Genomic DNA, 26342 nt, shown 5'->3' on the forward strand with positions numbered 1-26342 from the left:
TAGTGGTTTAATAATTGTTGCTTAAGCTAATTGCTTATGTGGTACCGTGAAGCCTATTTTACTTGAAAGGTGCTTTAGAATTATAAAAGGGGAATGTAAAATTGAAAAAAATAGCAATAATTGGTGGGGGTTTAGCAGGTTTAGTGAGTGCCGTACGACTTTCTCGCTTGAATTTCGAGGTTGTTCTCTTTGAAAAGAAACAATATCCCTTCCATAAAGTCTGTGGTGAATACCTTTCAAATGAAGTATTGGACTTCATGAAAAGAGAGAAACTCCTGCCTGATAATCAATGTTTTCCTCAAATCACTAAGTTTCAAATTAGCGCTTTAAATGGTCAGTCTTTAAATATGCCTCTTGATATGGGCGGCTTTGGCATTAGCCGTTTTTTACTCGATGATTTTTTAGCGAATCTAGCCAGAACATCTGGAGCTGAAATTCTAGAGAATACGTCCATCATTAATGTTGAATTTGGCAACAATCAATTTAGATTAGAAAGTAGCACCAATGAAGTTTACCATGCCGATTTGGTGATTGGCGCCTATGGGAAAAATGGAGTGCTAGACAAAAAGCTGGAGCGAGGTTATTTGAAATATGAAGCTCCTTTTATTGGCGTAAAGCATCACATCAAAACGGACTTTCCTAGAGACTTAGTAGCCTTGCATAATTTTGAAGGAGGATATTGCGGTATAGTAGCCATTGAAAATGACCAGTTTAATCTTTGCTATTTAGGCAGAAGAGAAGATTTGAAAAAAACAGGCTCTGTAGAGGCAATGGAAAAAAAAGTGCTTAAAGTCAATCCATTTCTAAAATCCATTTTTGATAATGCTGAGTTTGTGCACGAAAAACCAGTGGTAATTAATTCCTTTTCCTTTCGCCCTAAAAAACTGATCGAAAACCATATTCTGATGTCGGGAGATACGGCCGGCCTGATTACTCCATTATGCGGCAATGGAATGGCCATGGCAGTTCACTCCGCTAAAATCCTCTCTGATACGATTGCTGAACATGCTGGTTCAGAACAATGGGATAGGCAAAAACTGGAAAGTGTTTACAGTGAGAAGTGGAATGCAACTTTTAAAAAACGGCTTTGGGTGGGCAGAAAAACTCAATCCTTTTTTGGTTCAAAATGGAGCAGTAACGCTGCCCTTTCGGTAATGAAAAATTCACCTTGGTTGGCGAAAAAAATCATGAAGAACACACACGGAAAGCCGTTTTAGTATTGACCTACCGCATTTAAAATATTGGTAGAGTCTAGAAAAAAGTAGAGAAAGAATCCGCCCAAACAGGTGGCAGAAATGAAGTTGAGCCACATGGTGTTTTTAAAGTTTGCTTTGTTTTCATTCTTCATTACCGCTAAAAACCAGCCTGCAAAAAACACAACAATTGGGGCCATTGCCAGAATAAACGTCCACCCATATTTGGTTTGGTGGTATGCGTCAAAATAAAAGAAATAGAGCACCGATGCCATCACAAAAAAGACAGCCGTAAATAGGAAAGTGCCTTTGATTCCCAGCTTTATACTAAGCGTTTTATCGCCTCTTTTGACATCTTCTTCATGTTGATAAATCTGGGTCATAGGATAGGCTCCCCAAAGAATTACAGAGGCCAGAAGTCCGGGAATAAGCACGTGAGGTTTTAAAACATGGCTGAATTCGAAATTATTTAAGCCAATGTAAATGATCCAAACTACCCAAGCCCCTTGAAAAAGGCCAGCGATAAACCAACTCAGGAAAGCGTACTTTTTTAGTCGTATTGAAGGATGGCTGTATGCCCTTGATACCAAAATATAGACAAGTAGCATAAGCGTCAACGTCCAGTTGTTTTTGAATTGCCAAATGGAAAGCGAAACCCCGATGATATCGAAAAGCCAAGCCATATAGAGCAGGTTTCTATCTACTGGTGGTGGGTTCTTCAAGCCGCCAATGCTTTTTTCATCCTTGTCGAAATAGCTGTTAAATGCATTACTGGCAGGGTAAATAAAAAGGTGAAGAATGATAAAAAGCCAGAGCAGATTGGGCTCACTTAGGTTGGGACTAATAGAAATCCCAAAGAAATAGATAGGGAGAAGAAAGTAGCTAAACGGAATTCTTAAATGTAACCAAGTCGACTTTTTGAACATAATTGAAAGTTATACTGAACAATTTAGCGGAAAAAAGGATAATATAGAACGTGAGATCAGTCATATCAGCCATAGGCACCGCAGTTCCAGAAAATAAAATTCCTCAGAAGGAAATTCTTGAGTTTATGGCAAATGCCCATGGGTTTGAAGGTAAGGATAAAACCCGACTGAAAGCACTTTACCGCGCTAGTGGAATTCAAACCCGCCATTCTGTAATTCCAGATTATGGGAGTCTGAATATGGAAGGTTGGACTTTTTATCCCAAAAGTAAAGACTTGAGTCCTTTTCCAACGACCCAACAACGATCGATTTTATATAAAGAAGCAGCGCCAGACTTGGCCATGAAGGCAGTACAAAACTGCATTCAGAAATCGAATATCAAACTCGAAGAAGTAACTCATTTGATCACCATCAGTTGCACGGGCATGTATGCGCCTGGATTGGATGTTGATTTGATTAATGGCCTCAATTTAAACTCTGACGTTCAGCGGACCTGCATCAATTTTATGGGCTGCTATGCCGCCATAACGGGCATTCGCACTGCCGATGCTTTTTGCAAAGCCGACTCAAAGGCTAAAGTTTTAGTGGTTTCAACGGAGCTATGTACCATTCATTTTCAGAACAAAACAGACGAAGATAATTTACTGGCCAACGCACTTTTCAGCGATGGCGCAGCAGCCCTTTTAATGACTTCTTCGGAACAAGGGAGCAAGGGCTTATCGCCTGTCGCTTTTCATAATCAAATTCTGAATGATGGAGGCGAGAACATGGCTTGGGACATTGGTGATTTCGGTTTCGAAATGAAGCTTTCATCTTATGTGCCCAATCTTATTGAGTCGGGTATTGCAGGAATGATTGACCAACTGAAAAAGAAAATGGGCGGAAGTTCTATTCAACAATACGCCATACACCCCGGGGGAAAACGCATTTTAGAAGTGATTGAACAAGAACTGAATCTTGGCAAGATCGATAACCGTCATGCCTATGAGGTACTCCAAAATTATGGAAATATGTCGTCCGCTACTCTAATCTTTGTATTGGAAAAACTCATAGAAGAAGGGTCCATAAAAGGAGAAAATTGCCTTTCTGTGGCTTTTGGCCCTGGGCTTACTTTGGAGTCGATGGTGTTAGAAATCGTTTAATGTTTAGGGTAATGAAAAAGGTTTTCATATTTATTGGCGTTTTAGTTTCCCTGCTGGTTTTTGCGTTTTTCTACTTTACAGAGTGGAGTGCCGCTGCCAGAAAAAGCAAACAAAATGTGGTCAACTCCGAAAAAATTGAAATAGGAATGGACTCATTACAGGTGAAGAAAATAATGGGTGAGCCTGATACAAGAAGTGATTCTGGTTCACAGAGCAATATTCCTTCGTTCTATTATCAGCCACCAACTTTTTCATCTGATGGTATTTATATTCATTTCGACTCCCTAGGGCATGTGAAACGGATTACCTACTTTGAATAAAAACCAGCAATGAGCAGCCGATCATACGAAGAAGAATTAATGGATGACCTTGAGGCCTCTGGTGAAGTAATTCCGCAGACGCTAAAGGAGCTCGAAACCATCAACAAATGGCTGGGAGGAAATTTTGTAACCATTAATGGTTTGGATCAACTCATTCGATCAAAAACCAAGGAGAAACTTGTAATTGCTGATTTGGGTTGTGGCGGAGGTGATATGCTGAAGCTTGTTGCTCAGTGGGCAAAACAGAGGAAGCTTGAAGTTGAACTGATTGGCTTTGATGCCAATCCTGCTATTGTGGAATACGCCATAGAGAACTGTAAGGCCTACCCCAACATCCGTTTTGAAGTGTGTGATATTTTTTCAGAAGAATTTAAAGAAAGACAATTCGATGTCATTCTTTGTACCCTTTTTACACATCACTTTACCGATGAACAACTCATCAATATTTTCAATCAGTTTAAAACCCAAGCAAAAAAAGGGACGGTAATTAATGATTTACATCGCCATGGCTTGGCTGAGTTTTTAATCAAATGGCTGACCTATTTTTTCTCCAAATCTGAAATGGTAAAGAACGATGCTCCGCTTTCGGTAAGGCGAGCCTTCAAAAAAGCAGAGCTAGAGAAAATCATGAAACAAGCCGAAATTCCGTTTTTCAAGCTGAGGTGGATGTGGGCGTTTAGGTGGCAGTTGATTTTTTAGTTTTTGAAGTGAACGAACCCTCCAAGGGTTTCAAACCCTTGGAGGGTTGACATATTTAACTTTCTACCCAACTCACTTTTTCTTCAATTGGGCTGCGCTTTCCTGCTGGCCATTTGTCTGTTTTTAAGTTTCCTACATAGAGAAACCCAAGTAATTTATCTTCGGCTCCCAAGCCAAAAAAGCTTTTGGCTTCTTCTTTATAAGTAATTCCGCCTGAGCCCCAATAACAGCCCACGCCATTCGCGGTAGCTGTTAAATACATGTTTTGCACTGCGCAAGCTACAGATGAGATTTCTTCGATTTCCGGAACGAGTGCTTTTGGGTCGCGCTTCATGCCAATGGCAATAATATGCGAAGCAAGTAATGGCTTGGTAGCCAACTTCTCAAATTTCGATGCATCAAAATTGCCAGCCTTGGTGGAAAGTTCTTTATAAAGCTCAGATTGAAAAGTAGCGAGTTTTTTCAAGCCTTCATTTTTGAAAACCACAAAGCGCCAAGGCTCGGTGAGTTTATGGGTAGGTGCCCAATTGGCATTCTCCAGCATCTCTTTAATGATGGCGTCATCCACGGACACATCGGAATACATGGCTGGATATATTGATCTGCGGTTTCGGAGCAGTTTATTAGTTTCTTCTATCGAAAATTTCATATCGTTCTAACTTAAAAAAAGCGACTAAAATAGTTGTTCAGGTTGCGTTTGCTTCTGTCCATAACAGTGGCTCTACTTCATAAATTCCCTGTGCAAAGTGACTTTTTATTAAGCCTTCGTCAAAGGAGTATTAAAGGTAGAAAAATACATGATCGTTTTAGATAAAGCATGGTTTGGTATTGATATGCTTCCGCAGCCAACGGACTCCACTTGTGGACCCACTTGTTTGCAAGCGGTTTATCAATATTACGGAGACTACATCTCTTTGCCTGATATAATTGGCGAAGTAAAGCAGTTGAAAAGCGGAGGAACCTTGGCGGTGAATTTAGGCAACCATGCTTTAAAGCGCGGTTACAAAGCAACGCTCTACACCTATAATCTCAACTTGTTCGATCCGTCATGGTTTGATGCAGAAGAGCCAGATTTACTTCATAAACTAGGTTTGCAAAAAAGATACAAACCACAGCGTAGAATTCAGTTCGCATCTGTGGCTTATATGAAGTTTTTAAAACAAGGAGGAGAAATCAAATTTGAAGACTTGAGTCCAGAATTAATCAAGAAATTCCTCTTCGCGAAGCAACCAATTTTAACAGGCTTAAGCGCTACTTATTTGTATGGTAGCAAACGTGAAATTGGAGATACAGTAACCGAATATGATGATTTGAGAGGTCTGCCTGTAGGTCACTTTGTGGTACTCAATGGTTATTCTGAGGCAACGGGAATGGTATCTATTGCCGACCCATTGAAGAATAACCCCATGAACAATGGTGAGCAACACTATAAAGTGGATATTAACCGCCTGATTAATGCGATTATGTTGGGCATTGTAACCTACGATGCCAATTTATTAATTATTGAACCAAGAGATAAAAACCAGTAATGTCGAAACTAATAGTTACAGAGAACCCAAAGAAATGGAATTTTAATATCCCTGGCGTAGAGGTTATTTCCGCCAGAGAATACTTTGCAAACGAAGGTCTAAGACACCTGAACAAGGTTAAAGTGATTAACCTCTGCAAATCATACCAATACCAAAGCACGGGATACTATGTGTCGCTTTTGGCGGAAGCCAGAGGTCATAAAGTATTGCCAGAAGCTTCCACCATTCAAGATTTCCGTTACCCGGCCATGATCAAGGACGATGCGCAAGATTTTGATGAAGTGATTCAGAAAACCTTTAAAGGAAGTAAAGAAACTAAAGTTGAACTGAGAATATATTTTGGTTTTACGGGCAGTGCACACACCACTAAATTGGGCCTATTGCTCTTCAACCTTTTTCAAACCCCTATTTTAAAAGTGGTTTTTGTAAAGAAGGAAAAGTGGGCGCTGGAACAATTGAAACCACTTAACATTCATGATTTAAGTGAAGAAGAACGCACTACTTTGAGTAATCAATTGGGGCTTTTCCTCACTAAAAAAATGGTGGTGAGAACCAGTAACCCGAGAAGAAAATTCGACTTGGCAATTTTGGTAAACCCAGAAGATGACAACCCGCCATCAGACGCTAAAGCGCTACAAAAGTTTGTGAAAGCTGCGGAAAAAACGGGCTTCAACACGGAAATAATTACCAAAAACGATTACGCCAGACTTACCCAGTTCGATGCACTTTTCATAAGGGAAACCACAAACGTAAACAACCATACTTTCCGCTTCGCTAAAAAAGCAGAAGCCGAAGGCTTGGTAGTTTTTGATGACCCAATGTCGATTTTGAGATGCACGAACAAAGTGTATTTGAATGAATTGATGACCAGCAACAAAATCCCTGTTCCTAAATCAACCATCATTTCAAAAGACAAGGCTACACCTGATACTGAAAAGCTAGAGTTCCCTTTTATTCTGAAAGAGCCCGATGGCGCTTTTTCAAGAGGCGTGAAAAAGGTAAAAAACGAAGAAGAATTGAAAGCCCTTTTGAAAGGCTTTTTCAAAGGGTCGGAATTGCTGATTGCGCAAGAGTTTATGCCAACTCCTTTCGATTGGCGAGTAGGAATTATTAATAACGAACCGCTTTATGTGTGTCGCTATTACATGGCCCGCGACCATTGGCAAATTGTAAACTGGAAAGAAGGCGACAAACATGTAGAGGGCAATGCCGATACTTTGGCGGTAGAACAAGCTCCGGTGGGTTTATTACAAACCGCTTTAAAGGCCACAAAACTGATTGGTAACGGGCTTTACGGAGTAGATATCAAAGAAGTGAATGGCAAATTCTATGTGATAGAAGTAAACGACAACCCGAATATAGACTCGGGTGTGGAAGATAAGATTATCAAGAATAAGCTCTATGAACGCATAATGGAAATTATGCTGGAGCGGATTAAAATGAAATAAAAAGGAATGAGTAATACCAACCGCCTGCATCTGTTCGAAGCATTTGGAATAGAGCTGGAATACATGATTGTGGATATAGAAACCCTCAATGTGAAGCCAATCGCAGACGAGGTGTTTAAATCTTTGACCGGAGAATACACCGGAGAAATAAATATGGGGCCTGTAACTTGGTCCAACGAGCTGGCTTTGCACGTACTTGAACTTAAATGCTCGCATCCAACCAAAGATTTGGTGCAACTGGGTGTGGATTTTCAAGAAGCAATAGAGCAAATGAACGAGCTATTAGCTACTTTCAATGCCCGATTAATGCCAACGGCTGCGCACCCTTGGATGAACCCTGAAACGGAGTCTTTCCGTTGGACGCACGACAGTGGGGAAATCTATGCGGCTTATGATAGGATTTTCAATTGCAAAGGCCATGGCTGGAGCAACTTGCAAAGCACGCACATTAACTTGCCGTTTTATGACGATGAGGAGTTCTCAAAACTTCATGGCGCCATTCGTTTAATCTTGCCACTGCTGCCCGCTTTATCGGCCAGCTCGCCTATTATTGGAGGCAAGTTTACTAACTTTCTAGACAAGCGCTTAGATTATTATCAGAACAACCAAAAGATTATTCCTTCCCTTACGGGGAAGGTGATTCCAGAAGCTATTTTCTCTAAAAGAACATATAGAAAATACATTTATAGCCAGATAGAAGAAGACATTGCTCCGCACGATCCGGATGGAATTTTAGACCCGATTTGGCTGAATTCTCGTGGTGCAATTGCTCGTTTCGATCGTGGCGCGATAGAAATCAGGATCATTGATATTCAGGAATGCCCTTCTGCAGATTTGGCCATTGCCAACTTGGTTATTGCCTTTTTGCAAATGCTTACAGAAGAGAAAATAATGACTACCGAAGTTCAGCATGAATTTAAAACCACCGACTTACAAGCCATTTTCAAGAGTGTAATTCGACATGGCGAACACACGGTAATCAACGACAAGGAGTATTTAAAAGCCTTTGGTTTTAATCCTTATGAAGAAGTAACCGCTGGTGACTTCTGGAGAAAAATGCTGATCAATCTGCACATCATGTATCCTGAAAGGCTTGAGCCTTGGTACGACCAAATTCATAAAATTTTAGACCAAGGTACTTTGGCCAGCAGAATTTTAGCGAGTACCAACCAAAACTACGACCACAGCAATTTAAAAATGGTGTATCGTGAATTGACTGACTGTTTGGAAAACAACCAAATGTTTGATCCATGCTTGGAAGGCGCATTCTAATTACCTGCGAGCATGCAGGCAACGAATTGCCTGAGAGTTATAAATATTTATTTAAAAGAGGGAAAGAGGCGTTGGAATCGCACCGGGGTTGGGACCCAGGTGCTGCTATTCTTGCCAGTTACCTTGGGGTAGAATTAGCCGTTCCGGTTTTTATGCATCCCACTTCGCGACTTTTAGTGGAGGTAAACCGATCGTTAAATCACCCTCAGCTCTTCAGTGAATTCACCATTGACTTAGAGCCTTCGGTAAAGCAGTTTTTGCTCAATAAATACTATCGCCCTTACCGAAATGTCGTAACCGATTGGATTAAAAGGGAAACAGAAGCCAAAAACGAAGTAGCTCATTTTTCTATACATTCCTTTACACCAGTTTGGGAAGGTGAAAAACGCCTAACCGACATCGGTATTCTCTTCGACCCAAAAAGGAGGTTGGAAAGCAAAATTGCATTAGAATTAACCGAAAAACTTAGAGAGTTGGCACCACTGCTCACCATCGACCTGAACGAGCCTTATAAAGGCACTGATGATGGTTTTACCACCTGGTTACGCAAGAAGTTCGGGGTAAAAAGTTACTCAGGTATCGAAATCGAAGTCAATCAAAAATTCTTCTTTAATAAGGAGTTGGACTTTCTGAAAAGTGTCCTTTCACCAGCAATCAAAAGTTTAGAAATCTAAAAATAGTTTAACCACACAAGCCCCCACCAAAGACAACTTTTCCATTTTCTTTTGTGGTGATGTGATTTGAATAAGACTCATCGGCATCGGTAAACTCGAGCCTTGTACCCTTCACTTTAGTAAGCTTCACGATATCAGCATTTGGGAAGTAAATGCCTGATCCGTTGTCATAAAGAAATGCCGTGAACATAAAATAGACTTGGTTGATATTGGCGCCACTAATGAAAAACTCTCCCATATCGCAGCCTTCTATATTTACCCAATGAATATAACTACCATCAGCGAATTTAATGTCTTTAATCCAACGGTAGTAAATGTTAGGTTCAGTCCCTAAAGGCTCCTTTTTTTCCGTAACCACTCCCTCTCCTAAAGTACGCTCCAAATAATCATCTTCTCTTTCTGGTCGCTTGTTTTCAGGCAGTTTCAATGGTAATCTTTTGGAAAGTTCACCGTCAAATACATAGCCTTCAACATCTTCCGTAGATATTTTTACCCAATGACCTTTCAGGGAATAATCAATTTGATCTTTATCTGATTCGACCTGAAAGTGTCTAATGACTTTAGGATAAGAAGTGTCTTTCACTTGAACCTTGGTTCCAAAAGCAAGACTATCCAAAATTTCTGAGGAGGTATTTGTGTCAGAATAAACGACTGTATTTTTTACATTCCAAGCGTAGTATTGCTCTCCGTTTACTAAATTCTGAGCGGAGATTTCTTCAGAAAAAATTAAACTCATTATTGAGAAAACCATTACAAGTCTAACTCTATTTTCAAATCTATTCATGTTTTAAAGTAACTAATAAAAATCAAAAACATTATAAATTAAGGTTTAATATTTACAAATAGATGAATGAAGGTAGATCTGCTTTTGATGGGCATTACTTAAGAAACTGTTGTTTTAATAGTCTTCGTTTTTTTAATAATGTCTGCGTTTTGAAACCCCTATATTTGTAAGGTTAAGAAAACAGACCATGCAGCAATTACTTCAAGACGTTATCGTGCTTGCCAAAGAAACGGGAGAATTCATTCGGCAGGAATCAAGAAAATTTGATCACTCTAAAATAGAATACAAAGGCAAAAACGACCTCGTTTCCTATGTAGACAAAGAGGCTGAAAAGCGAATTGTTGCTGGCTTAAGTAAAATACTACCTGGTTCTGGCTTTATAGCCGAAGAAGGCACTTCCACTAAAAAATCTGATACCTATAATTGGATTGTTGATCCGCTGGATGGAACCACCAATTTTGCACATGGAATTCCTGTTTTCGCGGTTTCAATTGCTTTGATGAAGCGGAACGAATTGACTTTGGGCGTTGTGTATGAAATCAACCGCGATGAATGTTTTCATGCTGTAAAAGGGCAAGGTGCATTTTTAAATCATTTTCCCATTACCGTTTCTCCCATAAAGACTTTAGACAAATCATTATTGGCTACGGGTTTTCCTTATTACAACTTTGAGCAGATGTCGCAGTATTTGGTGATTCTAGATGAATTCATGAAGTCTACCCATGGTTTGCGCAGAATGGGTAGTGCGGCAGTAGATTTAGCCTATACTGCCTGTGGTCGTTTCGAAGGCTTTTTTGAGTACAACCTACAGCCTTGGGATGTAGCGGCTGGTGCTTTAATTGTAAAAGAAGCGGGCGGAATGGTGACCGATTTCAATGGCGGAAGTGATTACATTTTTGGAAGACAAATTATTGCTGGAAACGAAGTGCAGCCCGCCATGCAACAGTTAATTCAAGAACATTGGTTTTGAACAAAAATGCGCTACAAAAAACTCTTTGTTTATTTCAGAACGAGACAACTTAATACAAAAAAAGCCCTCTCAATTATTGAGAAGGCTTTCAAAGTCTTAATTTTCAAAGAACTACTTAATATCAAGCAATTCTATTTCGAATATTAAAGCAGCATTTGGAGGGATTGCACCGCTAATACCTCTTTCGCCATATGCTAAGTTGGATGGGATATACAGTTCCATTTTACCACCTAGTTTCATCAATTGAAGACCTTCGATCCACCCTTGGATGAACTGGCCTACAGGGTAGGTAAGTGGTTCGCCACCCACTGAGCTATCGAATACATTACCATCCAAAAGTTTACCTGTATAGTGAATAGTTACCGTATCTTCTGCTTTTGGAGACGCACCCGTTCCTTCTTGAATAATTTTGTATTGTAGGCCACTAGCCGTGGTTTGAACACCAGGTTTTGTTGCATTTTCGGCTAAAAAAGCTTCACTTTCATTTTTCATTCCTTCCATTGCTCTCTGTTGGTCTGCAATAAGAATTTCTTGGCATTGCTCTAAAGAAAGTTGCGCAGTATCTGCCAAGGCTTCTTTAACTGCTGCTGCAACCATGTCAGCATCTAGGGTTTTGTTTTGCTGCTTTAGCATTTCTGCAATTTGAACACCGTAAGCATAGCTAAGACTATCTTGCTGGGTTTTCATTTGGGCAATCGGCATAGTACCATTGTCACTGCTACATCCAATGGCAGTGGCCAAAAGAATTACCACACCAATAGAAAGTATGTTTTTCATAATCGTTTAGTTTTTAAAGTCAGGCGCAAAGGTAAAAATTAAATACACCTTTAATAATCAAGCGATAAACTCCTTTAGAAATTGGCTTAAGGATAATTTGAAAAGGTTATTTATTATAGAACATCCAGCTACTTTTAAAATCTTTCTTTAACCGCTGATTGGTTAATATAGCTCGTACCATTTCAACAGGCATACTGTTTTCTTTTAAAACGGCATCGTGAAACTCTTTAATGGTCATTTTACCGCTATCTACTAACTCTTTTTTAAGCTCATAAAACTGGAGGCCACCTGTCATATACGCCAATTGATAAAGTGGACCGTAATTACCTTCAAAAGAACGCCTCACTTCTCCTTCTGCATTGGCGCGTTCATGTCCCACCCTATCTACTAAAAAGTCGATACACTGCTGGGGTGTCCATTCACCTAAGTGATAGTTAAGTGAAAAGATAATACGGGCGGAACGGTGCATTCTCCAGAAAAGCATGCCTATACGGTCTTCTGGCGACTGAGGGAAGTCCATATCCCAAAGTAAAAGCTCCCAATAAAGTGCCCAACCTTCCGTCCAAAAAGGAGTGCCATATGAACGGTATTCCTTGTTTCGGTTATTCATAAATCCTTGAAGATGATGGCCAGCGATTAGTTCATGGTGAACGGTGGCTCGAGAGAAATGAGGGTTGTTGCCTCGCATGCTCATCAGTTTATCTTCGTGATTCATTTCATCCGTTGGATAAGAAATCTGAAGTGTTTCTCCACCCAAAAAGAAAGGGCTGATTAACTGTCTTGCTGGCGATATCATGCTCATTCTCCAGGTTTCTTCTGCAATTGGTGGAATGGTGAGTAGGTTGTTCTTCTTCAGAAAATCTACTGACTCATTGTACAGTTTCAGCATGGCTTCTGGTTGGTGCCCCTCAGGTACGAATGACATCTTCACCTTTTCTTGAGCGGCTCTCCAGTCATTGCCAAAGCCCATTTCTCTTGAAGCCTTTAGTAATTCGGCATCTGCCCAAGCAAACTCTTTATTGGCGATTTCTACCAATTGTTCAGGTGAATAGGGTATCATCTCATACTTTAACTGCCGAATTAATTCCTCTCTTCCAATAGGGTTACCTATAATTCCACTGCCGTCATCTTTAGGCAAAGTAGATTTATCAACTTGTGCACTGAGTACTTTTGAGTAGTCATCTAGGGCCTTATCTAATACTTCATATGGTTTTGTAACCCACCAAGTAAATTGAGGATCGTAACCTTTGTAAAAATCATAAACACTATTGAGTGCGCGTTTTTGGCCTCGTATTGTTCGTTCTGCTCTACGGGTTAGTTCTCTAGAAAAAGTTGGATTCTCTTTTTTTAATTCGTCAGTAGCCACTTTTAGTTTTTTAGCGATGTCGTTCAAGTCAGCGGCTACTTTTTCGCTATCCAGGTGCAATCCTCTTCTCCGTTTCTTTTCTAGTTCATAGAGATATTCAGCAGGGTTAATCCATTTTTTTAGCAGGGTTACTTCTTTTTCTTCTTCTGATAAATCAAATAAGTTTTCTTCTATATATCGCTTTTGAAGTAGATAGTCCACTTGACCACCAGTTGACAGTTTATTGAAATTGAATTTCTCAAGCTTCGAGAGCTGATCTTTAAAAAAGTTTTCGAAACGTAACCTTCTTTCTGGGGAGTTTTCAATAGAGTAGAAACGAGATAGGCTTCCGTAATCTGCTCTTAGGTTTACCGAAAAATCGTATAATTCGGTAACTCCTGATTGATTGTCGGGCTGTTGAGCAATAGTTAAGTGGCCAGAAGTTAAAAATAGAGAAGCGATAAAAAATAACTTTGATAGCTTTTTCATTTGTAGAATGAGTTTAATCAAAAGGTAAAAATAGAAGAGAAAACCGAAGTTCATCGTTGTTGTTTCAGTCAGGTACAAATCTCATGATGAGTGGTTTCGAAGAATAAAAAAATGGCTTGTCATTAATGGCAAGCCATTCAATTTCTTAATGCTTCTAAACTGTTACTACTTCATTTCATTTTCTGAAACGAACTTAAACTTTTGTCCCCCAACGGAGGCCTCATACATTAAGCCGCCTTTAGCTTGTGTAAAAACGGCTACACCATCAGTATAACTTGCGTCTGCCGATATGCCCGATTTTAATGCTACCGCTGAGACTTGAGCTGCGAACTGGTATTTATTATTGATAAAACGGTTGAAGCTGTCCGAATCTTCGAAAAAAATGATTTCACTGTATTCTTGTCCTCCAAACTGGAAGCCAACAGTGATTTGGGTCATGTTGGATCCGCCAATCATTTCACCTTGTTTAAAAACCACACCCTTTCCTGCTGCGCCACCAATACCGATACCGCCTTTTCCAATAGACGGAAAAACTGCATAACCAAATGAATTTTCAAAGAAGGTTTCTAGGCTGTTGTCTACTTTTTTGAATTCAGCTATGGTCTTGTTAGCCTTTTTTATGTCGTATTTTTCTTTGTTTTGGGCATTCACTTGCATCGAAAAACATAGGCCTATTGTTATAAATGTCACTATTAAACTTTTGATTCTCATAATACTATTTGTTTTATCGATCCCTACTAATCAACCGTTCTTCTAAAGTTTTATAAATTGTTATTTTCTGAAGTACAAGTCTTGACCTTCTTCAGGTTGAATTTCCAGTACATTTGCGAGTACTAATTTTATCAATGTCCGTGAAGCAATAAATTTGGATAGATTGGCTGCTTGAGCGTAATTTTTGAGCGTAATGTTTTGGTTAGACTCTAAAAGCTCCATTAATTTTCTTTCCTTCTCTCCAAATGTAAATTGAGTATCCTTTTCTTTTATGCGTCTTCTTAAAATTTCACGCATTTCTTTGCTTGCCTGTAAACTTTGTTCACCAGCCCTAACGTAAGCCTTCCCTGTTTTGGTATTTAAATTTTCTTTAAGGTGTAAAGGTAATTTCTTGCCTCGTTCAATTTCAAAAACCGCTATTCCTTTTTTCTCATTTAGTTTAATAATTTGTAAAGCATATTCTAGTTTGGGCCAAATGAGGTTTCGAATTGCTTGTTCTAATACATATACTTCTCCTTCAATATCGCGAGTTCCTGATACAGTGCCGTCATCATCTATACCTAATAGAAGAACTCCTCCTTGGGTGTTAGCAAATGCGACTAACTCTTTGGCTATTTTATCAGGAAAGTTGGCCTTTTTCTTAAATTCAAGGTGAACGCCTTCGCCCTTTTTGGCAAGCTCACTTATCCTTCGGATGCTCCAATTTTCCATACTTATTAAATAATACAGTTTTTTCTCTGACCGTGTTTTATATGCTGAGAGAAAAAGAAACCTTACTTTATAACTAACTGTTCAAATTGATGAGCCAAATTTATAATAGCAATACTCAATTCAGGTTTCTTCCTTATTTGATTCAACAGAAGCGGATAGAGGTTTTTAGTTGGTTCAATAATATAAAAAGGAGTTGAGAGGCAATGTTTTTCTATGGAGCTCTAGAACACTTTGCTTGATTAAGCTCAATTTAGTTTTAGTTGGAGCAAGGCTTTTAAAAACAAAAAGCGTCTCAAAATTATTGAGACGCTTTAAAGTGTGTGTATATGTGTGTATATGGAATTCTAAAATTATCCTAGTAAGAAAGCGTACCCTTTTTTACCTTTTTTACCTTTAGTAAGAACGATACACTGGATAACATCACCTTCTTTAAGGTTATCTATTGGTTTATCGTTAAAGAAGTCAAATGCCTCTCCGTTTGAGTTCATCACAACACCAAACTGAACTTGGCGTTTATCAACGAATGAGCCATCTGGAGCATCCCAGTCTGTTCCAAGCTCTGGGTCTGGTCTCTTCGTAGCTTCTACTACTACAACCGTCTCTGGATCAATTTCACCAAAACTTTTAAATCCGAATTTTTCTTTCAGTATTTCAAGGCTTTGTTCTTTATAAGATTCACCTTTAACGCTTAAGTCAACAAGGTTAGATAGAGCTTCATCTGTTGATCCATTTTTCAAAAGTGTTAAAGCCAAATACCATTGTGCTTGATCTGTATATTTTGAATAATTATTCAATACAACATTTAGATCATTAATAGCAGCATCTAAATTTCCTGTTTCAATATGAGAGATGCCTAAATAAAAATAATTGTCAGCATTTTTCTCAGTTTCAACTAATTGAGTAAGACCTCTTTCGGCTTCTTCATAACTACCTAAATCATAAGCATAGTAAGCCCTATTTTTTAAGTCTGTAAGGTCGACAGCTGAACCTCTTTCAATACCTGAAGCTACGTTAGTATATGCTTCATAGTATTCACCGAAGATTTTAGAGCCATCAACTTCTGATGTACCGCTAAAGAGACCGAAGTAACTTAGTGATACTATCAAAAGCAAAGTTGCTGCAATTGAAATGTACTTCTTCATAGTAGTGTGGGTTTTAGTTATTTGTAGTGATTGAATTGAGGCTTCTTGGTTTTTTAAAGATTGAAGTACTTTTGATTTTACTTCTTCTCTTGTAATATTCTTTATGAGTTTTACTTCTTGAAATTCCAATTGGAATTCAGGATCACTTTTTAACCTATCATCAAAATCCAGCATCTCGTTGGTGTCGAGGTTGCCATTCAAATAAGCGTCAATTAAATCTAAATTCTCCTTCATTGGAATTTACTCTATTAGTTTCTTTATTCTTTGAATACACTTGTATTTCAAATTTCTAACTGTATTTCCACTACTATATCCCATAATTTCAGCAATCTCATCAGCTGAAAGTTTGTTAAAATAGAACAGTTCTAAAATTCGCTTACAAGGATCTCCCATTGAGCGTATGACTTCACTAATCTTGTCGTATTTTTCAATTTTTTCAATTTCAAATTCGTCTTCATCAAGTATTAGATCATCATCATTAAATTTCCCTTGAAAAGTGATTTTGGTCTTTTTCCTTAAATCACCAAGTAATTTATTTTTTCCAATGGAATAAAGGTATGTTTTGATCCCAGCAGCATTCATTTCCTCAAAACTACCATCTACAACGTTCTCGTAGAAAGATAATATAGCATACTGATAGATATCAACAGCTTGTTCCTCTGAACAGTTATGAGTGTTTGTGATGTACGTGATAAAGCTTTGCCTATATTCAGAGTAAATCTGTTCTAGTGCTTGCTGGTCACCACGCTTTAGCCTCACAATAAGACTGCTTTCGCTCATGCCTTCTCTTATTAATGATTTAGAACTCCAAATGTCACCCTTGTAAAGTGATTTTTTTTTAATTTTTTTTAAAACCCCAATTTTTTGACTGAATTTAGGTAAATAACCGATCTTAGAGGTTCTGTATTCTGACCCTAAGAACTATAACTTTTTTCGATTTTAAAGTGATTTTTTTTGAAAATTTGAAATTAGTAGTTTTTGAAGGGTGACATTTGCCTTGTTAAATCATTAAAGTTAAAAGAGACACATTGCAATTGAAAGGGACATCATACTATTTGATTGATGATAAGATTCATCTCATGGAGGACAGTTTTTCCAATGAGCCTTCATTTATTGTTAATCAATCGGATCAAAAATTACTTGATGGAATCAATATCTTAGTTGTTGATGACAATCCTATAAATCTAACCGTGGCAGATAAAACTCTTGCCAAGTTTGGAGGTACTTCTTTCAAGTGTCTTAGTGCTGAGGATTCTGTTCTGGCTTTCAAATCAAAGCCTATCCATTTAATTTTAATGGATTTACATATGCCTGGCATTAATGGATTTGAGGCCACCAAACTAATTAGAGAAACAGAAGAGTTTAAAAGCAATCCAATTCCGATACTTGCATACACCACCTATAGCTACAATGATGTTAAAGCTGAAATTGAAGCTTGCGGAATGAGTGGGTATATCGGAAAGCCATTTACGCATATTCAGGTAATTGACACCATACTAGAGGCTGTTGGTGTTCAGAAATAACATTCTTTCCTCTTTCTTTTTTTATATTGACTCACAAGGGTACCTTGGTTGGTAATTAGAACTTGTTACCCTATTTTTGGCGAAAACTACACCATAGCCATGCAAAGAGACCAACTCATTTTCGATCTTATTAAAAAAGAACGTCACAGACAAACCGAAGGGCTTGAATTAATTGCCTCAGAAAACTATGTATCTGATCAAGTTATGGAAGCCATGGGGTCAGTGCTTACTAATAAATATGCCGAGGGACTACCTGGTAAGAGATATTATGGTGGCTGTGAAGTTGTAGATGAAGTTGAGTCGCTAGCGATTTCTAGAATCAAGGAATTATTTGGAGCAGAATGGGCGAATGTGCAACCACACTCAGGAGCCCAAGCCAATGCGGCTGTAATGTTAGCATGTTTAAAAGCAGGAGATAGAATCCTTGGTTTTGATTTGTCTCATGGTGGTCACCTCACTCATGGTTCACCTGTAAATTTTTCAGGAAAATTATATCAGCCATCTTTTTATGGAGTTGAACAGGAAACTGGTTTAATTGATTGGGATAAAGTTGAAACCACTGCAATTGAACAAAAACCGCAAATGATTATTTGTGGTGCTTCTGCATACAGTAGAGACTGGGATTACAAACGTCTTCGTGAAATTGCTGATAAAGTTGGAGCTCTTCTTTTGGCAGATATTTCACATCCATCAGGCTTAATTGCTAGAGGAATTTTAAACGATCCATTAGAGCATTGTCATATCGTAACCACCACCACACACAAAACTCTTAGAGGGCCAAGAGGCGGCTTGATTATGATGGGTAAGGATTTTGAAAACCCTTGGGGTTTGACAACTCCTAAAGGAGAGCCTAGAATGATGTCTCAATTACTGGATTCAGGAGTTTTCCCAGGTACTCAAGGTGGCCCATTAGAGCATGTAATTGCAGCCAAAGCCGTTTCTTTCGGTGAAGCATTGAGCGACCAATACATGGATTATATTCTTCAAGTGAAGAAAAATGCTCATGTAATGGCAAAAGCCTTTGTTGATTCTGGGTATAAGATTATTTCTGGTGGTACTGATAACCACATGATGTTGATTGACCTAAGAAGCAAAGGGCTTACTGGAAAAATAGCCGAGGCTACTCTTGGCAAAGCAGACATCACGATAAACAAAAACATGGTTCCATTCGATGACAAATCGCCATTTGTGACATCGGGAATGAGAATTGGTACGGCTGCAATTACCTCTCGAGGTTTAATTGAGTCGGATATGGAACGAATTGTTAAGATGATTGATCATGCGCTTTTGAACCATGATAATGATTCGAAATTGAGTGCAATTCGCTCTGAGGTAAATTCATGGATGCGAGATTTCCCACTTTTTCAGGCTTAATTAATTGGCACTAGATCAGTTAGATGATAAAACAGAGATGGGCTTTTTAGACCATCTCGAAGAGTTAAGGTGGCACTTGGTGCGATCGGTGATTGCTATAGCCGTCTTAATGATCACAGCCTATCTCTTTAGAGAGTACATTTGGGATGTAGTGATTCTGGGGCCAACCGAATCGGACTTTTGGACTTACAGAAAGTTATGTGAGTTGTCCGAAATTCTCAGATCCCCTGCATTGTGTCTTGAGGAAATTCCTATGTCACTTCAGAACCGAGAGATTACAGGTCAGTTTGTAATGAGTATCACTTCATCTGCGGTTATTGGTCTTGTTGTGGCCTTCCCTTATGTTTTCTGGGAAATCTGGCGCTTTGTAAAACCTGGCCTTAGAAGTGCAGAGAGAAGCGCTTCAAGAGGAGCTGTCCTTGTTGTATCCTTTTTATTTCTTACTGGGGTGGCATTTGGGTACTTCATTATTGCACCCCTATCAATTAATTTCTTAGCTAATTTTACGCTATCAGATAAAATTCAAGATTTAATAGATATAAAATCTATTTTAAATATGCTAGTGACATTGTCTTTGGCATGTGGTTTTATGTTTCAATTACCAGTTGTTTCATATTTCCTTACAAAGGCTGGTTTAGCAAGCCCAGCAGTAATGAAGCGATATAGAAAACACGCATTTGTGGCAATTTTAGTAATTTCAGCAATAATTACTCCGCCTGATGTAATGAGTCAGATACTTATTGCTATACCAATTATAGGGCTATATGAGGTAAGTATAGTGGTTTCCAGAAGGGTGGAAAAATCAACCGAAAAGAAGAACGCATGAAAAACATAGGAATAGGTGGAGACCACGCAGGTTTTGAATACAAAAATGAAATTATACCTTACTTGGAAGGTTTAGGCTTTAAGGTTACTGATTTTGGACCTAACTCAACAGATTCGGTAGACTACCCCGACTACATTCATCCAATGGCTTCTAAAGTTGAAGCTGGTGAACTAGACTTAGGTATTGCCATTTGCGGAAGTGGAAATGGAGTATGCATGACAGCCAACAAGCACCAAGGGATCAGAGCTGCTTTAACGTGGAATTCGGAACTGGCCGCGTTAGCTCGCCAACACAATAATGCAAATGTGATTTGTATTCCTGCTCGATTTGTAGATTTAGATTTAGCTAAAGAAATGGTAAAGTTGTTTCTCGAAACCGATTTCGAAGGTGGTCGTCACCAAAAAAGGGTTGACAAAATCAATTGCTAGCTAACTTCTCAAGGTCAAAGAGTAAACAAAAAGGTTATTGATGAAGTAGCCAAAAATAGAAACACGAGGTCTGCTACCCATCGTTTTGCTCTGGTTAACAAAAATTGACTTGAAAAGAAAGTTAATGGAATTGCTAGTGTTTGAACCGTTAAAAGGGTCATTTGATTGTCTAACCTGAGAATGACCAATGCAAAAATTAGCATCCACAACATCATTCTTTGAATTAAGATTTGATGATTAGTAAGGCCAGCGCCTTGAAAGCTTTGGGCACCAGATAAAACAGTTAAAAATAAGGGCAAGCCAAAAATTAATAAGATATTATTCAGTACTGTTCCATCTACTACGTTTATTCTGAACAAGCCCGAAAAGTAATTTCCAATAAAGGCAGCGCCTTGTTGAAAGCACAAATAATAAATCCAGAAGATTAGAAAACTGAAAATGAAGCCATAAGTCATTAAGAAATATCTTCTAACCAAGGTGCCCGAATAAACTACATAAATAAGGATCGTAAAAATCAGGAAGATAGAATAAGGAGCATAGCACAATGCGCCTAAGCCCAGTAAAAAACCTGTGGTTAAAATATTCTCTTCAGAGCCTCTAAACTTTAAGTGAATAAGAATTTTATCAGTAGCCAATAGTAAAAACGTATTGGCCATTAAGGCTGGGCTCAAGTAGAGAAACTCTTTAGATGAGCTTAAAATTATAGCGTAAAGTATACCAGGTAAATAAGTATTATCTTCAAAAGCTGCATTCCGTTGTAGTGTAGTATTAAATATAACTGCTTGTATGAATACGAGTATGGCGGATACTACTACCGATGCAACTACTGAACTATTGAATAAAAGGACCAGCAATCCAGAGAAAAAAGTGTATAAAGGCCCAGCCGAAATGGAATTGGATATTACTGTGCCGGGATTTTCGTTAAAGGCAGTGCCTAGTAAGTAAGAACTATTCAAAATAGTCGACTCTTCTAAGCCTATAATAAGTAAAATAACTCTTGTTATGATCAAGAAGGCAGCTATAAACAATAGCAGGTACGGATCGTTTTTTCTGAAGAATTGAAGCAATTTGGTCGTAGTTACTATGAGTTGGTAAAATAAGCCAAAAAAAGCACAGGAAGGAAAATAGATAAATTAATAAGATATTTGCAGCATGACCCAAAGTAAAAGACAGCTTAAGTTTTCTAAACTCATTCAAAAAGAAATAAGCGAAATATTTCAGAAAGAATATTCAGCTAAATTTATTGGCTCATTGGTTACGGTTTCAGATGTAAGCATGAGCCCAGACCTTGGTTTGGCAAGAATTTACCTCAGTATTTTTCCTGTTAAATCTGCTGAAAAAATTATGGAAGAAATAGAAGCTGCTAAAAGCAAAATTAGAGGCAGCTTAGGAAAACGTATCGGAAAAGAAGTAAGAATCATTCCTCATATTGCTTTCCATGTCGACAGTACTGCGGAAGAGGCTGAGAAAATGGATCAAATTATCAACAAACTGAATATTCCTCCTGCTAACAATAACGATACTGAAGAATAAATTTTGAATCTCTCCAGTTTCATAGCAAAGCGTTATTTCGCTTCAAAGAAAAAAAAGAACTTTATACAGGTACTTTCGTGGATTTCTGTAATTGGAGTTGCGATTGGTACAGCCGCACTTATTGTTGTGCTCTCCGTTTTTAATGGTCTTCAGGATTTTGTTCGGTCCGTTTATAATTCCTTTGATGCACCTTTAACCATTCAGGCCTCGGTAGGTAAATCCTTTGAGATGACTCCTGAGTTACGCGCTAAAGTAGAATCCATAGAAGGAGTAAACATAGTTACCGAAGTAATTGAAGATAACGCGCTAATTCTTTTTCAAGACCAACAAGTTGTGGCTAAAATCAAAGGTGTAGATAGCAACTATGCCTCTGTAAATCGGTTAGATACTTTCTTGGTTAGAGGGAAAATGAAACTGAAGGAAGGTGATATCAACTATGCAATTTTAGGAACAGGCGTAGCCTACAATTTGAGCCTGCGAATTGATGTGAATTCCTATGGAATGCAAATTGTCTATCCTAAAAAACTCAGACCAGGAATGCCTGTTACCAATAATTCAATTACCCGAAAAAGCATAGTGCCTGCTGCTATCTTTAACATTGAACCTGTTTATAACGAAAGCTATGTGTTTGTTCCGTTGAGTTTTGCTCAAGACTTAATGGATTATGAGAACAAACGGACTTCCATAGAACTATACCTCGATGAAGGAGTAAGCATAAATAAAATTAAAGAAGAAGTTTCAAATAGACTCGGTAATGAATTTGAAGTATTAGATAGTGATGAACTTCACTCTAGTTTGCTAAAAGCCATAAAAATTGAAAAGCTTTTTGCCTACATCACACTATCATTTATAATGGCCATTGCTTCGTTCAATATCTTTTTTACCCTTTCAATGTTGGCCATAGAAAAAAAGAGAGACATTTCTGTGCTTTACTCTTTTGGGGCTACATCTCAGTTTATTCGACAAATTTTCCTGAAACAAGGCAGTATCATTTCACTTGTAGGATCAGTAATAGGCTTACTTGCAGGCTTAGCGCTTTGCCTTTTACAGCAGAAGTTCGGCCTAGTCAGTATGGGAATGCAAAGTGCTGTTATGAATGCCTATCCCGTTAAATTAGAGGTAACCGATTTTATAATGGTGGGTGTTAGTATTTTTCTTATTACCATTTTAATATCCTATCGTCCTGCAATTATTGCCTCTCGAGTTGAAACCGTTAAAAATTTGAATTGATTTTCAGTTAATTAAATTCTTTGATTGGTTTTTTGTTCGTTTTCGGCCATTCCTTCTCAAATTAATAATTAATTTGCGGGTCGCATTTTTTTGAAATGAAGGTATCTACAGGCAAACCATTCCAGTTAATCTATTCGCTCTTTCAGCACGAATACTTAGGCTATCTATTCGAGTCCTTTGTGGTTCAGTTGGACGATAAAGGGCGCTTGACTCTACAGCATCAAAACATTTCTTCTAAAAACGCAAAAGAATTTGGGAAGGGAATGGACGAAAGGGACTATGAGCTAATTAAGCTTATGGATCAAATGCAGCAAGAAGCCATTACGCTTAAGTTTTATAAGAAAAAAATCAAACCCGCTGAATTCTTCTTTAAAGTATATGATAAAGAAAAGGGCGATGTAGAATTACAAAAAAACATTGACCATTACTTAGAAGTAAGGCGTTCTAGAGTTCTAGACCTTATGGAAGGTAAAATGATTTTTGAAATGGGCCGTGATGGTGAACCTGCCTGGAGGCAAATTCACTGGATGGAACAAAAGGCCAGTGTACTTTTTCATTTTAGAAGAAATGAAGAAAACACCCATTATTTCCCTACCATCAAACACAATGGAGAAAAGTTAGAATGGCAATACAATGGCTCATTCCTTATTTGTAACCAACCAGCTTGGTTGGTGGTAAACGATCAACTTTTTCGTTTTGAAAAGGGAGTTGATGGGCCAAAGTTAAAGCCCTTTCTGAACAAGAAATTTGTTGTGATCCCGAGAAAGGTAGAGGCCACCTATTACGAAAAGTTTGTAAGCAATTTGGTGGCTTCATTTGATGTATATGCCAAGGGTTTTGAAATCAATACAGAGAGGCATGAACTGATTCCAGAAATTACCTTCTCTGAATTATCGACTGTACAAACTGGCACGCCAGACTTATTTGGGTTGGCTGGAAGTAATGGAAAATCCGACCCTGAACCAGCCAAATTGCTATTCAAAATTGGGTTTAAATACGGGCCGTATACGTTTCCTTACGATGTAAATGCCACTTCATCTGTAAAGTTAGAGCGTAAAGGAGAAGAATACATTTTCCATAAAATAAAGCGAAATGTAGAGGCCGAATTAGACATTATTAAAAAACTGGGAGAGAAGGGGCTGGTGTTAAAAAATGGACGCCAAACTTTAACCCGTGGCGCTGGCTTTGCTTGGCTCACAGAGAAAAAGGAGTTCATTGAGAAGGAGGGAATAGTTGTTCGCCAGAGCGAAAAGGATAGCAAGCGCTATTTCGTTGGTGAAGCCCATATCGATATTAAAGTAAATGAGAATATTGATTGGTTCGATATTCATGCCATTATAAAATTTGGCGACTACGAAATTCCATTTGAACAATTACGAAAGCTTATTTCGGGTAAAAAGAGAGAAATCATCCTTCCAAACGGAGAAATCGCTGTAATTCCTGATGCTTGGTTTGTTAACTACGCTGAGCTTTTCGCTTTTATGGACCATGAAGGTTCGCCCAAACTTAAAAAGCATCACCTATCGCTTATTCAAGATTTACAAAATGGACAACTGGCGCAAGTCAGTATGGACAGGAAATTAAGGCAGCTTGAAAATTTTGAAGAAATTGAGGATTATGAAATTCCTTCTTCATTTAAAGGGCAGCTAAGGCCCTACCAAAAAGCAGGGTATAATTGGATGCGTTTTCTTTCTAGCTACAACTTTGGTGGCTGTTTGGCAGACGACATGGGTTTGGGTAAAACCGTACAAACCTTGGCCATGCTTCAATCAGAAAAAGACAAAGGAAAGAAGAATGCCTCGTTGTTAATTATGCCTACTTCCCTAATTTATAATTGGGAAATTGAAGCTTCAAAATTTACTCCAGATTTGAAGGTACTGGTATATACGGGTTCTGGAAGAAATAAAGATGTAGCGAGCTTTGAAGGCTATGATTTAGTTCTTACCTCTTACGGAATTACCAGAATAGACATCGATATTCTCAAGGGTTATTATTTCAATTATGTGATTCTTGATGAATCTCAGGCCATCAAAAATCCTACTGCGAATATTGCCAAGGCCGTACGAAAGCTGAAATCTAAATACCGACTCATTCTCACCGGTACACCGCTTGAAAACAGCACTTTAGACTTATGGTCTCAAATGAGTTTTGTAAACCCAGGGCTATTGGGTACCGAAAGTTATTTTAGAGATGAGTTTCAGCTGCCGATTGAAAAGAAGCAAGACCAAGAAAAGGCCAAAAGGCTGAATGTGATTATTAAACCATTCATTTTGAGGAGGCAAAAATCGCAGGTAGCTAAAGATTTACCAGAAAAGGTGGAAAATGTGAAATACAGCACAATGACCGCTCAGCAAGAGGAAAAATATGAAGAGGTAAAATCATATTACCGAAACAAAATTCTGGACAACATAGAAAAAACGGGAGTTAAAAAATCGCAACTTCTGCTATTGCAAGGCCTTACGCAGCTCAGGCAAATTGCCAACCATCCAAAAATGACCGACCCAGAATATACAGGTGATTCTGGCAAATTGGAGGACGTGACTTACATGATAGAATCGGCTTTAAGCGAAGGCCATAAAATTCTTATTTTTAGTCAGTTTGTGAAACATCTATCTATAGTTAGAGAGTACTTTGAACAGAACGACTTGAAGTATGCCTATCTAGACGGAAGCACCAAAAATAGGCAAGAACAAGTAGATCTTTTTCAGAAAGACGAAAGCATCAGGCTTTTTCTTATTTCATTAAAAGCGGGTGGTTTGGGTTTAAATTTAACGCGTGCCGATTACGTGTTCTTACTCGACCCTTGGTGGAATCCGGCCATTGAAGCGCAGGCCGTAGATAGGGCCCACAGAATAGGACAGAAGAACACCGTCTTCACTTATAAATTTATTACCCGAAATACGGTGGAGGAAAAAATCTTAGCGCTCCAACAAAATAAAATCAAACTGGCTTCAGACTTAATTACTACAGAAGAAAGCTTTATCAAAAAACTAGAGGCGAGCGATATAGAGAGCCTACTCAGTTAATCTGATTTAAAAGTCAAAAATTGAAACCATAGTGCGGAGATAAGGCTATTCGATTGGACTAAGCTATATTAAATATTACTATAAATTGAATTTTAGTTTTTTTAACTAAAAAGTTAATTCAAGACGCATCTTTTTTTCCGCAAACTCAGTTACTTTAAGAATTGACATTCATTTTAGAATACTTTCTTCATAGTTAGTAAAAAAAAGATGTTGATAATTCGATTGAAAAGCGGGCGCATAAGGTGTCCGCTATTTTTTTATACTCCCTTT

Annotated in this window: 26 protein-coding genes; 16 read left to right on the forward strand and 10 right to left on the reverse strand. The window is 38.4% G+C overall.

Annotation, left to right across the window (positions count from 1 at the left end):
* Positions 1-101 precede the first annotated feature (101 nt).
* On the forward strand, positions 102-1217 hold the full coding sequence (locus tag AWW67_RS08960; protein WP_062301249.1) for an NAD(P)/FAD-dependent oxidoreductase: 1116 nt from the start codon (positions 102-104) through the stop codon (positions 1215-1217).
* On the opposite strand, the gene AWW67_RS08965 is transcribed toward AWW67_RS08960, so the two are convergent.
* Positions 1214-2119 (reverse strand): UbiA family prenyltransferase, encoded by a 906-nt coding sequence (locus AWW67_RS08965; RefSeq protein WP_062301251.1) that lies wholly within the window; start codon positions 2117-2119, stop codon positions 1214-1216. The genes AWW67_RS08960 and AWW67_RS08965 overlap by 4 nt on opposite strands.
* 50 nt (positions 2120-2169) lie before the next feature.
* On the opposite strand from AWW67_RS08965, the gene AWW67_RS08970 reads away from it, so the two are divergent.
* From AWW67_RS08970 to AWW67_RS08980, 3 genes are read left to right on the forward strand one after another with little or no spacing between them, the layout of a single operon-like run.
* On the forward strand, positions 2170-3261 hold the full coding sequence (locus tag AWW67_RS08970) for a type III polyketide synthase (RefSeq protein WP_062301253.1): 1092 nt from the start codon (positions 2170-2172) through the stop codon (positions 3259-3261).
* Positions 3262-3272: 11 nt separating this feature from the next.
* Positions 3273-3581: a hypothetical protein gene (locus AWW67_RS08975; RefSeq protein ID WP_141655419.1), complete on the forward strand. Its 309-nt coding sequence runs from the start codon at positions 3273-3275 to the stop codon at positions 3579-3581.
* A gap of 9 nt (positions 3582-3590) precedes the next feature.
* Complete coding sequence (locus tag AWW67_RS08980) at positions 3591-4280, forward strand: methyltransferase domain-containing protein (RefSeq protein WP_062301256.1); 690 nt, start codon at positions 3591-3593, stop codon at positions 4278-4280.
* A 55-nt stretch (positions 4281-4335) separates the two neighbouring features.
* On the opposite strand, the gene AWW67_RS08985 is transcribed toward AWW67_RS08980, so the two are convergent.
* Positions 4336-4929: a nitroreductase family protein gene (locus AWW67_RS08985; RefSeq protein ID WP_062301258.1), complete on the reverse strand. Its 594-nt coding sequence runs from the start codon at positions 4927-4929 to the stop codon at positions 4336-4338.
* Positions 4930-5077: 148 nt separating this feature from the next.
* On the opposite strand from AWW67_RS08985, the gene AWW67_RS08990 reads away from it, so the two are divergent.
* From AWW67_RS08990 to AWW67_RS09005, 4 genes are read left to right on the forward strand one after another with little or no spacing between them, the layout of a single operon-like run.
* Entirely contained in the window at positions 5078-5809 is a 732-nt protein-coding gene (locus AWW67_RS08990; RefSeq protein WP_053221807.1) for a cysteine peptidase family C39 domain-containing protein, read from the forward strand.
* Positions 5809-7257, forward strand: coding sequence for a RimK family ATP-grasp domain-containing protein (locus AWW67_RS08995; RefSeq protein WP_062301260.1), 1449 nt, complete (start codon positions 5809-5811; stop codon positions 7255-7257). Before AWW67_RS08990 ends, AWW67_RS08995 begins: the two co-directional genes overlap by 1 nt.
* Before the next feature lie 6 nt (positions 7258-7263).
* Entirely contained in the window at positions 7264-8529 is a 1266-nt protein-coding gene (locus AWW67_RS09000) for a carboxylate-amine ligase (protein ID WP_062301261.1), read from the forward strand.
* Positions 8508-9203 carry an N-formylglutamate amidohydrolase gene (locus AWW67_RS09005; RefSeq protein WP_062301263.1) on the forward strand — a complete coding sequence of 232 codons (696 nt, stop codon included), beginning with the start codon at positions 8508-8510 and terminating at the stop codon, positions 9201-9203. The genes AWW67_RS09000 and AWW67_RS09005 overlap by 22 nt, the downstream gene beginning before the upstream one ends.
* Before the next feature lie 7 nt (positions 9204-9210).
* On the opposite strand, the gene AWW67_RS09010 is transcribed toward AWW67_RS09005, so the two are convergent.
* Positions 9211-9987, reverse strand: coding sequence for an SH3 domain-containing protein (locus tag AWW67_RS09010; RefSeq protein WP_141655420.1), 777 nt, complete (start codon positions 9985-9987; stop codon positions 9211-9213).
* Between the two features lie 187 nt (positions 9988-10174).
* Here AWW67_RS09010 and AWW67_RS09015 point away from each other — a divergent pair, with 187 nt between their 5' ends.
* A complete protein-coding gene (locus tag AWW67_RS09015) occupies positions 10175-10957 on the forward strand; it encodes an inositol monophosphatase family protein (protein WP_062301266.1) in 783 nt (260 codons plus the stop codon).
* 111 nt (positions 10958-11068) lie between these two features.
* On the opposite strand, the gene bamJ is transcribed toward AWW67_RS09015, so the two are convergent.
* From bamJ to AWW67_RS09045, 6 genes are all read right to left on the reverse strand, one after another.
* Positions 11069-11734 (reverse strand): BamJ family beta-barrel-assembly machinery protein, encoded by a 666-nt coding sequence (gene bamJ, locus AWW67_RS09020; protein ID WP_062301268.1) that lies wholly within the window; start codon positions 11732-11734, stop codon positions 11069-11071.
* 106 nt (positions 11735-11840) lie between these two features.
* Positions 11841-13568: a DUF885 family protein gene (locus tag AWW67_RS09025; RefSeq protein WP_062301547.1), complete on the reverse strand. Its 1728-nt coding sequence runs from the start codon at positions 13566-13568 to the stop codon at positions 11841-11843.
* A 165-nt stretch (positions 13569-13733) separates the two neighbouring features.
* Positions 13734-14258, reverse strand: coding sequence for a lipid-binding SYLF domain-containing protein (locus AWW67_RS09030; RefSeq protein WP_260311388.1), 525 nt, complete (start codon positions 14256-14258; stop codon positions 13734-13736).
* Between the two features lie 81 nt (positions 14259-14339).
* Positions 14340-14990 carry an AlbA family DNA-binding domain-containing protein gene (locus AWW67_RS09035; protein WP_062301272.1) on the reverse strand — a complete coding sequence of 217 codons (651 nt, stop codon included), beginning with the start codon at positions 14988-14990 and terminating at the stop codon, positions 14340-14342.
* Between the two features lie 350 nt (positions 14991-15340).
* A complete protein-coding gene (locus tag AWW67_RS09040; RefSeq protein ID WP_053223412.1) occupies positions 15341-16366 on the reverse strand; it encodes a tetratricopeptide repeat protein in 1026 nt (341 codons plus the stop codon).
* A 6-nt stretch (positions 16367-16372) separates the two neighbouring features.
* Positions 16373-16912, reverse strand: coding sequence for an RNA polymerase sigma factor (locus tag AWW67_RS09045; RefSeq protein WP_053223411.1), 540 nt, complete (start codon positions 16910-16912; stop codon positions 16373-16375).
* A gap of 248 nt (positions 16913-17160) precedes the next feature.
* Here AWW67_RS09045 and AWW67_RS09050 point away from each other — a divergent pair, with 248 nt between their 5' ends.
* The 4 genes from AWW67_RS09050 to rpiB all read left to right on the forward strand — a co-directional run bounded on the left by AWW67_RS09050 (position 17161) and on the right by rpiB (position 20283).
* Positions 17161-17655, forward strand: coding sequence for a response regulator (locus AWW67_RS09050; protein WP_176700019.1), 495 nt, complete (start codon positions 17161-17163; stop codon positions 17653-17655).
* Positions 17656-17754: 99 nt separating this feature from the next.
* A complete protein-coding gene (glyA, locus tag AWW67_RS09055; protein ID WP_053223493.1) occupies positions 17755-19029 on the forward strand; it encodes a serine hydroxymethyltransferase in 1275 nt (424 codons plus the stop codon).
* A gap of 4 nt (positions 19030-19033) precedes the next feature.
* The gene (gene tatC, locus AWW67_RS09060; protein WP_062301276.1) at positions 19034-19855 is read left to right on the forward strand and encodes a twin-arginine translocase subunit TatC; all 822 of its coding nucleotides are present in this window, start codon (positions 19034-19036) and stop codon (positions 19853-19855) included.
* A complete protein-coding gene (gene rpiB / locus AWW67_RS09065; protein WP_062301278.1) occupies positions 19852-20283 on the forward strand; it encodes a ribose 5-phosphate isomerase B in 432 nt (143 codons plus the stop codon). The genes tatC and rpiB overlap by 4 nt, the downstream gene beginning before the upstream one ends.
* 14 nt (positions 20284-20297) lie before the next feature.
* On the opposite strand, the gene AWW67_RS09070 is transcribed toward rpiB, so the two are convergent.
* Positions 20298-21293, reverse strand: coding sequence for a DUF6427 family protein (locus AWW67_RS09070; protein ID WP_141655421.1), 996 nt, complete (start codon positions 21291-21293; stop codon positions 20298-20300).
* A 142-nt stretch (positions 21294-21435) separates the two neighbouring features.
* On the opposite strand from AWW67_RS09070, the gene rbfA reads away from it, so the two are divergent.
* The 3 genes from rbfA to AWW67_RS09085 all read left to right on the forward strand — a co-directional run bounded on the left by rbfA (position 21436) and on the right by AWW67_RS09085 (position 26072).
* On the forward strand, positions 21436-21816 hold the full coding sequence (rbfA, locus tag AWW67_RS09075; RefSeq protein ID WP_062301282.1) for a 30S ribosome-binding factor RbfA: 381 nt from the start codon (positions 21436-21438) through the stop codon (positions 21814-21816).
* Between the two features lie 3 nt (positions 21817-21819).
* Positions 21820-23046, forward strand: a complete 1227-nt coding sequence (locus AWW67_RS09080; RefSeq protein ID WP_071387083.1) for an ABC transporter permease — start codon at positions 21820-21822, stop codon at positions 23044-23046.
* A 95-nt stretch (positions 23047-23141) separates the two neighbouring features.
* Entirely contained in the window at positions 23142-26072 is a 2931-nt protein-coding gene (locus tag AWW67_RS09085; protein WP_062301285.1) for a DEAD/DEAH box helicase, read from the forward strand.
* Positions 26073-26342 lie beyond the last annotated feature (270 nt).

The sequence above is a fragment of the Roseivirga seohaensis genome (assembly GCF_001592945.1).
Lineage (GTDB): Bacteria > Bacteroidota > Bacteroidia > Cytophagales > Cyclobacteriaceae > Roseivirga > Roseivirga seohaensis.